The following is a 13013-nucleotide window of genomic DNA, read 5'->3' as shown; positions in this document are numbered from 1 at the left end:
AGGATGCAGCAATGGAAGACAACAACAAGTTGAAAATCGAAAGCCGCTTAGCACAAATAGGGTCCATCAATGAACCGGTAACAGGCGCCATTAACTTTCCGATCTATCAATCCACTGCGTTTCGCCACCCGAAGCTAGGACAAAGCACGGGGTTTGATTATATTCGTACGACGAATCCAACCCGTAAGGTATTGGAAGAAGCAGCCGCAGCGCTAGAGTCTGGTGATGCGGGGTTTGCCTGTAGCTCGGGTATGGCTGCACTGCAAACGATCTTTGCCATGTTTGGTCAAGGGGATCATCTGATTGTATCGTTGGATCTATACGGTGGAACCTATCGTCTGCTTGAACGCATTCTGTCTCGTTTTGGCGTAACTGCCAGTTATGTAGATACGAATGACCTGGCAGCACTGGAGAAGGTTCGTCAGCCAAATACCAAAGCGGTATTTATTGAGACACCAACCAATCCATTGATGATGATCACCGATGTGGAAGCCGTTGCTTCCTGGGCGAAAAGTTACAACCTGTTGACCATTGTTGACAACACGTTGTTGACTCCATTTTTCCAACGTCCGATTGAACTGGGTGCCGATATCATCATTCATAGCGCTACCAAATATCTGGGCGGACACAATGATGTGCTGGCCGGACTAATTATAACCAAGGGTGAGGCATTATCTGCAGAGATGGCGTTCCTGCATAATTCCATTGGAGCGGTATTGTCTCCAAGTGACTCCTACCAGTTGATGAAAGGGATGAAAACGCTGGCTCTTCGCATGGAGCGTCATGAGTACAATGCGCTTACCATTGCCAAATATTTGCTTGAGCATCCAGCAGTGGGTGAAGTGTATCATCCAGGCCTGTCGGATCATCCAGGGTATGAGATACAAAATAAACAATCCACAGGTAACACAGGTATTTTCTCTTTTAAAGTGAAGGATGCACGTTACGTTGAACCATTGCTGCGTCATATCAAACTGATTGCTTTTGCCGAAAGTCTCGGTGGAGTGGAATCACTCATGACCTACCCAGCGGTACAAACGCATGCGGATATTCCGCTTGAAATTCGTGATGCTGTAGGTGTCGATGACCGACTGCTCCGGTTCTCTGTAGGCATTGAACATGCGGATGATCTGATTGCAGATCTTGGCAATGCTCTGACAGCTGCACAACAGGAAGTTGAAGGAGGCGTGCACTCATGAGTGAGTCCAACAACAAGCCCAATTCTGAATTGAAATTTGATACCAAATTGCTTCATTTTGGTGATGAAATTGACAAAACAACTGGAGCCTCCAGTGTGCCAATCTATCAAGCCTCAACCTTCCATCATTTTGATATCTTCAATCCACCTCAACATGATTACAGTCGTTCGGGTAATCCGACACGTCAGGCTCTGGAAGATTACATCACACTGCTGGAGGGCGGAGCGCGAGGATTCGCCTATTCATCGGGGATGGCTGCGATCTCCAGCGTGTTCATGATGTTCTCCGCAGGGGATCACATGATTGTAACGGAAGATGTATATGGAGGCACGTATCGGTTGCTTACTTCCATATTAAGCCGTATGCAGATTGAGACGACTTTTGTGGACATGACCAATATAGATGAAGTAAAAGCGGCGCTCAAGCCAAACACCAAGGCAGTTTATATGGAAACACCATCCAACCCTACTCTGCGTATTACGGATATCGCTGCCGTAACTGACTGGTCGAAGGAACATGACCTGATCACGATTCTGGATAACACCTTTATGACACCGTACTATCAGCGTCCAATTGAGCTTGGTGTGGATATCGTCGTACATAGTGCTACCAAGTTCCTAGGGGGGCATAGTGATGTGCTGGCAGGCTTAGCAGTTGCTCGCACGGAATCACTTGGCGTACAACTGAAACAGTTGCAGAATGGACTTGGAACTGTACTCGGGGCACAAGAATCCTGGCTTCTGATGCGCGGGATGAAAACCTTGGGGGCTCGTATGGCTCATAGTGAACGGAGTACAGCCAGACTTGCGGCATGGCTTAATGAGCGCAGTGATATTACCGCTGTCTTTTACCCTGGACTGGAGGATCATCCGGGCCGCGAGGCACATGAGCGCCAGTCAACAGGATATGGAGCTGTCGTTTCATTTGACGTCGGTTCAGGAGATCGTGCAAAAGCAGTTCTTAACCGGGTGAAGCTACCCATTGTTGCTGTAAGCCTGGGAGCTGTCGAGAGTATTCTGTCCTACCCAGCGATGATGTCTCATGCAGCAATGCCGGCTGAGGTTCGCCGGGACCGTGGCATTACAGACGGGTTGCTGCGTTTCTCGGTAGGTCTGGAAGATATCGAAGATCTGATTGTAGATTTGGAACAAGCACTTCAGGAATCCTAACAAAAGGGAGTATCCAAATACCCTTATGAGTATCACTTAAGTTCGGATAAATTCCATTCCATATGTAAAAATTTTTACTTATTTTTAAAGCACCTGTACATAAGGTGCTTTTTTTCACATGTAACCTGTGTTACGATATGTGGAGTACAGAAATGCGATGTTGCCACCAGAACTTGCTTCTTTTGAACAAGTTGGGACGGATCGTTATATAATTTCTCTTCATGAGGGAGGCTTTTTTACGATGAGTACGGTAGACCGTATCTTAGATAAAGCCCTTCGGGGCGAACGTTTGGACTTGGAAGACACGATTCAGTTATTTGAATCCAATGAAGTGGACAAAATCGGGGCAGCTGCTAATGTCGTTATGAAACGCATGCACCCTGAGCCATACAGAACATTTGTAATTGGGCGTAACGTCAACTACACGAACGTGTGTGATGTGTACTGCCGTTTTTGTGCTTTCTACCGCAGACCTGGTTCAGATGAAGGTTATGTGCTTCCAGATGAAGTTATTTTCCAGAAGATTCAGGAAACGGAAGATGTGAATGGTACCGAAATTTTGATGCAAGGTGGTACGAATCCAAACTTGCCTTTCAGCTATTATACAGACCTGTTGAAAGCCATCAAGGAGCGTTTCCCGAACATCACGATGCACTCGTTCTCACCTGCTGAGATTATGAAAATGGTTGAAGTCTCCGATGGCCTTACATTGGAAGAGGTTGTTCGTGCTATACACGAAGCTGGACTGGATTCCTTGCCTGGCGGCGGCGCTGAAATTCTGGATGACCGTACACGCCGGAAAATCAGCCGTTTGAAAGGTTCATGGCGGGATTGGATGGACGTTATGCAAACTGCACACCGCATCGGCATGAATACCACGGCAACGATGGTTATCGGCCTTGGTGAATCGATGGAAGAGCGTGCTTTACACTTGCTCCGTGTACGTGAAGCTCAGGATGAATGTATTGCGAACAAGTACGATTCCGAAGGTTTCCTGGCGTTCATTCCTTGGACTTTCCAGCCAGACAATACCAACCTTAAGCTGGAGCGTCAGACGCCGGAAGAGTACTTGAAGACTGTAGCCATCAGCCGACTGGTGCTTGATAATATTAAGAACATTCAATCCTCTTGGGTAACCATGGGTCCTGAGATCGGTAAGAAGTCGCTTGAATTTGGATGTAATGACTTCGGCAGCACCATGATTGAAGAGAACGTTGTATCTGCTGCGGGTGCAACTTACAAAGTGAACATTGAATCCATTTTACGTTTGATTCGAGAGGCCGGTTATATTCCCGCACAACGTAACACCCGTTACGACATCTTGCGCATGTTCGATGAAGAGAATACCGTGCATGAAGATTTCGTAATGCAGAACTAATTATAATATTTGTATACCACTTCCATATATGCTGATCGTTAGATGAGTATTAATGAAGCAAGCCCGCTGACTACTCCCTCTGGAGGAACGGCGGGCTTTTTGATTTTTTCTGGAGATTGAGGTCATTAAACAGTACATGTTACGCAATTGGCGATATTTTATATTGTAATTGAACTGTTACAATGAAAAGGAACTTGTGTAGTCAGACATGTTGGAAGGGGCAAACCAATGAAGAGAAGAACACTTGGAAAGACCGAACTGAACGTTCCTGTATTGAGCTTTGGAGCATCCTCACTTGGCTCTGTATTTCGTGACATTGACCGGGAAGAGGGAATTCGCACTGTACATGCTGCTGTAGATGCCGGAATGAATTACATAGACGTTTCGCCTTATTATGGATTGACAAAGGCAGAGACGGTGTTGGGTGAGGCTATCCGTAGCTTGCCGCGCAGTTCATATATGTTATCAACCAAAGCCGGACGGTATGGGGAAAATGAGTTTGATTTTTCACGTAAGCGTATTCAGGATAGTGTACAAGAGAGCCTCAAGCGATTGCATACCGATTATATTGATATTTTGTTCCTGCATGATATTGAATTTGTGCCAGCAAAAATAATTATTGAAGAAGCTTTTCCAACGTTGCTGCGTCTGAAAGAACAGGGAGTTATTCGTCATGCGGGCATTTGCGGATTACCCTTGCCATTGTTCGAGAAGGTTCTGCCACAGATTAATGCGGATGCAATCATCTCGTATTGTCATTATTCATTGAACGATACCTCATTGTTATCTTTGTTGCCTTTGTTGGAAAAGAAAGAAATTGGCCTCGTGAATGCTTCGCCTATTTCTATGGGCTTGTTAAGCACCCGAGGTGCTCCTGCTTGGCATCCTGCAGGTGAACGGGTGAAGCAGCTCTGTCTGGAGGCTGCACAATTCTGTGCAGATCAAGGCAGTGACATTGCCAAGCTGGCCGTGCAATTTTCCACGTCGAATGAACGTATTCCAACTACACTGGTGAGCAGTGCTAACCAGCGTAATATCGTCAATAACGCAGCCTGGATCGAAGAACCGATAGATCAAGGGCTGCTGGATGAAGTGCTGCGCATATTGGCTCCATTGCATAATGAGACGTGGTCAAGCGGGCGTCCTGAATATAATGCGGAGTTATAACAACATGACATCAGAAACATTCAAGGGGGAACAATGATGAGAGCCATTGTGTGTGAAGAAATAGATCGTCTAGAGCTGCAAGACCTGCCTCAACCGGAACGTGTAGAAGGAGAGGCGCTGGTTGCGATAAGGCGGATTGGAATCTGTGGAACAGATCTGCATGCGTATAAAGGCAATCAGCCATTCTTTACCTATCCTCGCGTGCTGGGTCATGAACTGGCGGGTGTTATTGAAGAGATCGGTCCGAACGATGCAGGGCTACGTCCAGGGGATCAGGTAAGCATTATTCCATATCTGCATTGCGGTCATTGTATTGCTTGTCGCAGTGGAAAAACCAATTGTTGTGTGTCCATGCAAGTCATGGGCGTCCATGTAGACGGAGGCATGAGAGAAAGAATCAGCGTGCCGGTCTCACATCTGCTTTCAGCAGAAGGTTTGACATTGGATGAGACCGCAATGGTAGAACCCTTAAGCATTGGAGCCCATGCGGTCAGGAGAGCGGGAATTAAGCCTGGTGAGCATGTAGTTGTGATTGGAGCTGGCCCGATTGGGCTTGGCGTCATGGCATTTGCCAAACAGGCAGGTGCCCATGTTATTGCCGTTGACCGTAACCTGGACAGGCTCGAGCTTAGCCGGACTTGGGCTGGAGCGGATGAATTGGTACAGGCCAATGAACAGGCTGTACAACAAGTGGCTGAAATTACGGGAGGCGACTATGCTACAGCGGTCTTCGACGCAACCGGTAACGTGAATTCCATGAATGAGGCCATTCAATATGTGGCGCACAGTGGTCAACTCATTTTCGTCGGACTGGTGAAAGCGGATATTACTTTCCATGATCCTGAGTTTCACAAGCGGGAGATGAGCATGCTGGGCAGCCGAAACGCAACCCGTGAAGATTTTGAACAAGTCTTGTCAACCCTGCGTCAAAAGAAATTAAGTATGAATGGTTATATCACACACCGAGTGGAGTTTGATGAGTTACCTGCTACAATCGACCAATGGCTCTTGCCAGATTCACATGTAGTCAAAGCCATCGTTGAGCTATAATCATAAGTAAATCGGATAACAGAAAAAAACGCTCTCTGACCTTGGTGGACAATACCATCCATAGGGAAAGAGAGCGTTTTTTTTATTTTTCCGGATTGGTCATAATGCCCGCATGCGGATCAATGTGACGCACAATGGACTTCAACCAGACCATCTCCAGAACATGTACCTCATAATAAAGTGCACCGGGGATCTGCCTGATCCATCCTTCCGCCATCGCGATTTGTGTTGAGTCAGAAGTGGCTTCCAGCGTTCCAGGTTCACGGCGCAGCCGTTTGCGTACAGCTTTTTCAACCTGAGAGCTTTGTGTGGTCAAAATGCATACTTTACGTTTGGAAGAGAAACCCCTGAACGCAATGTAGACCATTTCATAAGCAATAAGGTAGGCGATTACGGAATACATCGCTTGGTCCCAGCCAAAGACAACACCTGCGGCTGTCAGTATTAACAAGTTAAGCAGCATGATTATTTTTTCGATAAGCATCCGTTTTCCGCTAAATACACGTTCAGGTGGGCGGGAAGAGGGATCACCGATTTCTAGCGTATCCAGTGTCCCGCCGTACCGCACGACGAGCCCAATTCCAAGTCCGAGACATAATCCGCCAAACATGGCGGCAGCCAGCGGGTGCTCTACAAGTGGCGGCATGGGATGAAGCACAATGGCACCGATCGAAAAGACAACCAGACCCAGCACAGTAACCAATACAAATTTCTTCTTCACAATCTTGTAGGACAGAAATATGAACGGAACATTGAATAAAAATAGGAATAATCCAATCCTCATTTCCGTCCAGTGGGCGAAGAGGGAGGAAATGCCTGTAATGCCTCCAATAATGATCTTATTTGGATGTAAGAACAATTCAAGTCCTACGGAGGCCAGAATTCCACCCATAATCACGAGCAATAGGTTTAACCAGCGGCGGGTGGATGATATTCTGGTCTTGGCGGTGGCTGGCACCGGATTAGCCGATATCAGAGGTGCTTTCATAGGTCATCCTCCTTTGTGCGGCTTTCGAGCCATTCTCCCTGGGTTAGTCACAGAAAGACCGGCGCAGAGCCGCGAAGTACGATCGTATGTCTGTTCTGCACAGACATAGGCATTACCCTTCTTTCTGCAGTACCTTTGGTTCTTCTTTCTTTTTCCGAGGATCTTTGAACTTGAATATTTTATCCAATAAACGGAATACATGTTTGGACTCTTTGGTTAATAAAGGCCCCAGAATGGCCAGAATTAGGACATACAGTGCGGCAAATGGTTGAATCATTGGCAGCAGTCCTCCGGCTTTACCCATGTTGGCCAAGATGATGGAAAATTCACCTCGTGACACAATGGTTAATCCAATATTGGCTGATGCTTTGGGCGATAGGCCTGCACTGCGACCGGCCATCATGCCTGCAAGGAAGTTACCGAACAATGTAATAACAACTGCAATCAGAGCTAACCATACGGCTTCGCCACCCAGAGACAACGGATCAATGGACAGTCCGAAGCTGAAGAAGAAGATGGCTCCGAAGAAGTCACGGAACGGCAGAATCAAGTGCTCAATCCGTTTCGCGTGTTCTGTTTCAGCAAGCACCAGTCCAACCAATAATGCACCGATCGCTTCGGCAACATGAATAGTCTCAGAGAAGCCGGCTACGAGGAACAAAGCTCCGAATACAACAAGAGAGAATAGCTCATTCGATCGTATTTTAAGCAACTTGTTTAGTAGCGGCGTTGCTTTGCGTCCAAGAATTATGACGATAAGCATGAATCCGAGGGCAATAAGTGCGGACATGAGCACGCCTCCGATGGAGGATGAATCACTAAGCACAAGTCCGGACAAGATCGAGATATATACAGCGAGGAATACATCTTCGAACATGATAATACCCAATATCATCTCTGTTTCCGGATTGGCTGTTCGTTTCAAATCAACGAGTACCTTGGCCACGATCGCACTGGAAGAGATGGTAGTTATACCTGCGATAATAAGTGCTTCTGCAACTGGGAAACCGGACATAAAACCGAATATTAATCCCAGCGTAAAGTTAATTCCGATATAGATCGAGCCGCCAACTGCAATAGAGCGACCCGATTTAATTAAACGACCTACCGAGAATTCAAGTCCGAGGTAGAAGAGAAGAAACAGAATACCGATCCGACCCATGAAATCAATAAAAGGCTGGCTTTCAATGAAGCGGAAGTCCAGATGCCAAATTTTCATGGCATGTGGCCCAACGGCCATCCCGATCAGAATATAAAACGGAACGACCGAAAATCTTAGTTTTGCTGATAAAAGGCCGGCTGCCGCAATGAGCACAAGGGCCAGACCTACTTCGAATATCAGATGATCCATCTATTTACCCCCTTCCAGTCAGGAGGAGGGATTTAAACAGTTTCTGCTGATTGCGTTCGCCAACGGCTACTACCGTGGATTCTGCACTGATAACTACCTCCGGACCTGGGCTGATGTGTTTTTTGTGATTTTTTTCTACAACGGCAATAACCGTCGCCCCAGAGTTTTGACGTACATCCAATTCACCGATGGATTTGCCGATACATCCGAAGGATGGTTCGATTTTGTACCACTCGATAATCAGGTCGTCAAACGTGACTTCAATATTTTCAAGCTGCTTTGGCTTGTAAGTTAATCCACCTACAATAGCAGCAATTTGTCGTGCTTCGTAATCGTCAAGTGTGATCATCGAGATGCTTTGATCGGGATCATCATACTCGAAGTGGTACATTTCCCGCCGACCGTCATCGTGAATAATAATGACAATTTTATCACCGCTGCTTGTTTCAATCTGAAATTTTTTGCCGATTCCCGGCAAGTCTGTTTCGCGTACATCCATGGATTGTTGCCTCCTTATATTTAGGGGCTGGCCACAGAAGACAGGCTTATTTCCCGAAAATGTATAATCTGCTGCTCTAGGGAACATCAAAAGATGCGGGTAAACAGAGCCAGAAATTCCTGACACAGCCATATGATTTGAATTTGTAAGTGTGGGTACAACAAAAATAGGTTCGTTCGTTAAGGCGATAAACATCGCTTTGTATCTAACGTGTGCAATAAGGGTTATAAGATATGCACAAGCGCACCGTCTTCAATACAGAGGTGTCTCCATGCAAAAGCAACCTGTAAATACGTCGTAACGGCTACTGAAGAGCGTTCGCGTATTTTGGTGCTATAGGGGTGAGGGATACATACATACTGGTGAACTTAATAGGTAGCAGAAATAATCTGCGTTTAAACAGACAATACCACGGTTTAAAGGACAGACCCGTTGTAGGGATTCGCAGCATTAATAACAATGCGAGGACAAGAAAGACAGGCTTATTATGCGTAACCGCAATCAGCTTGGTCATGACTTGTGGATATTTGCGAATAACAGGTTTCTGCTGGATTTCGGGTATTTGCAACAGCACTTCCTTGTTGGAAGTTGCTTCAACAGATACCCCAACAGCAGATTCGGACTGCGTCGGAATAGGGAAGCACAAGGCTTGGAAAACGCACAAAATGATAATGATCGTGTAGTGGAGTATTCTAGGTTGTTGTCGCATTTTGGCTTCCCTCCTTTTCCGTGAAACATACTGTTATTAAAATAATAACACATTTTTGTCTTAACTCCAAACCTCTTCATAATATACTGAGAAATCATGACACGCTTTCCATCAATCCGCTTCGTATATCCCCATCGGCCTTGCCATATACTTTGAAGAGGAAGGAAAGGAGTGATTCTTGTGGAACTGTTTGCTGTATGGACCGATGTATCTGGGCAAGAGGAAGCGGATCAATTTTATCGTTGTGTCAAGGAAAAAACCAAAGGTTTACATATAAGTAAAAGAGGATTCAGGCTTGTCTTCAAACATAATGATGGAAGAGCAGCCTGGGTGTGCAGAGGGAATGAGAATCACGAAGACTTCCAGCAATGGCTTCCCCGGATCAGTGATCTGCTCTCCCTTGGGCTCGCCGATTTCATTATGGAGACACAAGAACGTAACATGGTGGAGGATATGATCGCCAAGGCATGTTCTGTCATGGATGAGCATGAGGTGGAGAAGGTCAATCGAATCTGCATGCCACTACTATTAAATGGTGATCTGGATCAACCTGGACTCCGGGAGCGCCGTCGTACTACGTTGGCTAGTGGACTACGGCAGGATTTGGAGGATGTTCACTTTTTTCACCTTGAAGGCATTATCAACTTCCGCATACGGCCATATAAACAGGAGCTTCAGGAATTAGTGGAGTATGCGCTGGATGAGTTCTGGATGGATCGGCAGTATGAAGAATTTATGGGGCTGTTAAAATATTTTGTATTTTTTCAAGAAGCCAAAGTACCTCTGGTTCATCTTGTACACAAGGGAATGCATGAATTTCAGGTCCTGGATGCTGGACTTAATCTGTTACCCGTGCAAAAGGATGAACAGGTTGTTGTGGAAATGCCGGGTCTGGAACTGGAGATGGATATTGAAGATATGATTGTAAGTACACTCATCTCGATCTCTCCTGAGAAAGTTATGCTGCATACGCGTACCCCGGATCTGCCGATCATCTCAACCATATGCCAGATCTTTGAAGACAAGGTACAAATATGCCATCATTGCCCGGAATGTGAAGTGCTGCGTTCAGGATTGTTGACAGGTCTTGACGCAAGTGATCTCGGCAATTATAATAACTGTTGATCCATGATTTTTTCATGTGAACCATTGAACCAAAAGCGTTGACAAAGACAATGACCACACGCACGATCGGTGCAGAGAGAGGAACCTTGGCTGAAATTTCCTCCGGATATCACGTATGGTTTACCCCTTTGTAGCTGCAATTTTGAAAGTGGAGTTAGAACATCGCCTTTTACTGGAGATTATCCGCGAGTAAGGATCTGCCGGGTCATGCCCGTTATCGTCATGCCAATGAGGGCTGTGTCTCCGAATAGGATGAATCAGCTGAATTAGGGTGGAACCACGAGTATATATCACTCGTCCCTTTGCCGGGACGGGTGTTTTTTGCGTTCCTTTGCAAAATGATTGGAATAGCATTAGATAATCAATCCATGAACATTAGGACATGAAGGTTACATTAACAGGAGGAATGAGACAAATGGCAGTTAACATTAAATTACCGGATGGTTCGGTACGTGAGTACGCGGATGGCAGCACCATTGAGGACGTAGCGGCTTCGATTAGCAGCGGATTGCGCAAAAATGCCGTAGCCGGCAAGCTGGATGGTATCGTGGTGGACTTGTCCACAACACTTCATGAAGGAGCATTGGTGGAGATCGTAACTTTGGATTCACCAGAAGGACTTGAAGTGATGCGTCATAGTACAGCTCACTTGATGGCTCAAGCCGTGAAACGTTTATTTGGTAACCAAGAGGTACGCCTTGGTATTGGCCCGGTCATCGAAGATGGTTTTTACTATGATATGGACCTCGAACACCCGCTCAATCCTGAAGATCTGCAAAAGATCGAGAAGGAAATGGAGCGTATTGTAAACGAGAACTTGCCAATTGTACGTAAGGAAGTTAGCCGCGAGGACGCGATTAAAACGTTCGAAGAAGTGGGCGATCCCTACAAACTTGAGTTGATTCGTGACTTGCCCGAAGACAGCGTGATCACGATTTACGAGCAAGGTGAATTCTTCGACTTGTGTCGTGGTCCTCACGTGCCATCGACTAGCAAAATCAAAGTGTTCAAACTGATGAATGTCGCTGGTGCTTACTGGCGTGGAGATAGCAAAAACAAAATGCTTCAACGTATCTATGGTACGGCTTTTGTGAAAAAAGCACAGCTGGACGAGCATTTGCACTTCCTCGAAGAGGCTCGCAAACGGGATCACCGCAAGCTGGGTAAAGAGCTCGAAATGTTCACATTCTCCCAATTGGTTGGCCAAGGTCTGCCAATCTGGTTGCCTAACGGTGCGAAGCTGCGCCGTACGCTGGAGCGCTATATTGTAGATCTAGAAGAAAGCCTTGGATACCAGCATGTATACACACCGGTTCTGGGTAACGTGGAATTGTACAAAACATCTGGACACTGGGAGCACTACCAGGAAGATATGTTCCCGAAAATGGTTATGGATAACGAGGAACTCGTTCTCCGTCCAATGAACTGTCCTCACCATATGATGGTGTACAAGTCCAGCATGCACAGCTACCGTGATCTGCCAATCCGTATTGCCGAGCTTGGCATGATGCACCGTTATGAAATGTCAGGAGCGTTGACAGGTCTGCACCGTGTACGTGCAATGACTCTTAATGACTCACACATTTTTGCACGTCCGGATCAGATTAAAGAAGAGTTCGCTCGTGTTATCGAGTTGATTCAAACCGTGTACAAGGATTTCGGTATCAACGAATATCGTTTCCGTCTGTCCTATCGCGATCCGAAGGATACCGAGAAATACTTCCAGAACAACGAGATGTGGGAGATGTCCCAACGCATGCTGCGTGAAGTTGTGGAAGAGCTTGACCTTCCATTCTATGAAGCAGAAGGTGAAGCTGCGTTCTACGGTCCGAAGCTAGATGTGCAGATCAAAACAGCATTGGGCAAAGAAGAGACATTGTCTACAGTCCAACTGGACTTCCTGTTGCCTGAGCGCTTTGAGCTTGAATATGTGGGAGATGACGGACAGAAACATCGTCCGGTCGTTATTCACCGTGGTGTAATCAGTACGATGGAACGTTTCACAGCATTCTTGCTGGAGAACTTTGCAGGAGCTTTCCCGCTGTGGTTGTCTCCGGTTCAGGCCAAAGTGATCCCGGTATCCGGAAACTTCGACGATTATGCGCGTGAAGTGGAAGCGAAGCTGAAACGTGCGGGAATCTCTGCTGAAGCTGATCTGCGGAATGAGAAGCTTGGATATAAAATCCGTGAGGCGCAGCTTGAGAAAATGCCTTATATGTTTGTTGTCGGTGAGAATGAGCGTAATGCAGAAGCGGTATCCGTGCGTAAGCGTGGAGAAGGCGATCTGGGCATGAAACCGGTCGATGAAATTATTGCACAATTGAAAGAGGAAATTGCAACACGTTTGGTGTAAATGAACCATTGATCTATGGGATAAC

At 46.3% G+C, this 13013-nt stretch carries 11 protein-coding genes; 7 read left to right on the top strand and 4 right to left on the bottom strand.

The window, feature by feature from the left end:
- Positions 1-11: 11 nt before the first annotated feature.
- The 5 genes from ACX9NY_RS14615 (at position 12) to ACX9NY_RS14595 (ending at position 5963) form a co-directional block, all read left to right on the top strand.
- Positions 12-1199, top strand: coding sequence for a PLP-dependent transferase (locus ACX9NY_RS14615; protein ID WP_342572410.1), 1188 nt, complete (start codon positions 12-14; stop codon positions 1197-1199).
- Positions 1196-2368: a trans-sulfuration enzyme family protein gene (locus tag ACX9NY_RS14610; RefSeq protein WP_339240860.1), complete on the top strand. Its 1173-nt coding sequence runs from the start codon at positions 1196-1198 to the stop codon at positions 2366-2368. Before ACX9NY_RS14615 ends, ACX9NY_RS14610 begins: the two co-directional genes overlap by 4 nt.
- A gap of 241 nt (positions 2369-2609) precedes the next feature.
- Positions 2610-3746, top strand: coding sequence for a cyclic dehypoxanthinyl futalosine synthase (mqnC, locus tag ACX9NY_RS14605; RefSeq protein ID WP_339240862.1), 1137 nt, complete (start codon positions 2610-2612; stop codon positions 3744-3746).
- A gap of 228 nt (positions 3747-3974) precedes the next feature.
- A complete protein-coding gene (locus ACX9NY_RS14600; RefSeq protein ID WP_472479070.1) occupies positions 3975-4913 on the top strand; it encodes an aldo/keto reductase in 939 nt (312 codons plus the stop codon).
- Between the two features lie 36 nt (positions 4914-4949).
- Complete coding sequence (locus ACX9NY_RS14595; RefSeq protein ID WP_472479302.1) at positions 4950-5963, top strand: zinc-binding alcohol dehydrogenase family protein; 1014 nt, start codon at positions 4950-4952, stop codon at positions 5961-5963.
- A gap of 82 nt (positions 5964-6045) precedes the next feature.
- On the opposite strand, the gene ACX9NY_RS14590 is transcribed toward ACX9NY_RS14595, so the two are convergent.
- The 4 genes from ACX9NY_RS14590 to ACX9NY_RS14575 all read right to left on the bottom strand — a co-directional run bounded on the left by ACX9NY_RS14590 (position 6046) and on the right by ACX9NY_RS14575 (position 9510).
- On the bottom strand, positions 6046-6951 hold the full coding sequence (locus ACX9NY_RS14590; RefSeq protein ID WP_342572412.1) for a YitT family protein: 906 nt from the start codon (positions 6949-6951) through the stop codon (positions 6046-6048).
- A gap of 112 nt (positions 6952-7063) precedes the next feature.
- Positions 7064-8302: a cation:proton antiporter gene (locus tag ACX9NY_RS14585; protein ID WP_339240867.1), complete on the bottom strand. Its 1239-nt coding sequence runs from the start codon at positions 8300-8302 to the stop codon at positions 7064-7066.
- A 4-nt stretch (positions 8303-8306) separates the two neighbouring features.
- A complete protein-coding gene (locus ACX9NY_RS14580) occupies positions 8307-8801 on the bottom strand; it encodes a cation:proton antiporter regulatory subunit (protein ID WP_091032736.1) in 495 nt (164 codons plus the stop codon).
- Positions 8802-9105: 304 nt separating this feature from the next.
- Positions 9106-9510 carry a hypothetical protein gene (locus ACX9NY_RS14575; protein WP_342572413.1) on the bottom strand — a complete coding sequence of 135 codons (405 nt, stop codon included), beginning with the start codon at positions 9508-9510 and terminating at the stop codon, positions 9106-9108.
- A gap of 171 nt (positions 9511-9681) precedes the next feature.
- On the opposite strand from ACX9NY_RS14575, the gene ACX9NY_RS14570 reads away from it, so the two are divergent.
- Together ACX9NY_RS14570 and thrS are read left to right on the top strand one after the other, a co-directional pair.
- On the top strand, positions 9682-10635 hold the full coding sequence (locus ACX9NY_RS14570) for a putative sporulation protein YtxC (protein WP_339240871.1): 954 nt from the start codon (positions 9682-9684) through the stop codon (positions 10633-10635).
- A gap of 415 nt (positions 10636-11050) precedes the next feature.
- Complete coding sequence (gene thrS / locus ACX9NY_RS14565; RefSeq protein ID WP_472479067.1) at positions 11051-12988, top strand: threonine--tRNA ligase; 1938 nt, start codon at positions 11051-11053, stop codon at positions 12986-12988.
- Positions 12989-13013 lie beyond the last annotated feature (25 nt).

This window comes from Paenibacillus sp. CB74 (genome assembly GCF_055687625.1).
This window is presented reverse-complemented; position numbering and strand designations above follow the sequence as displayed.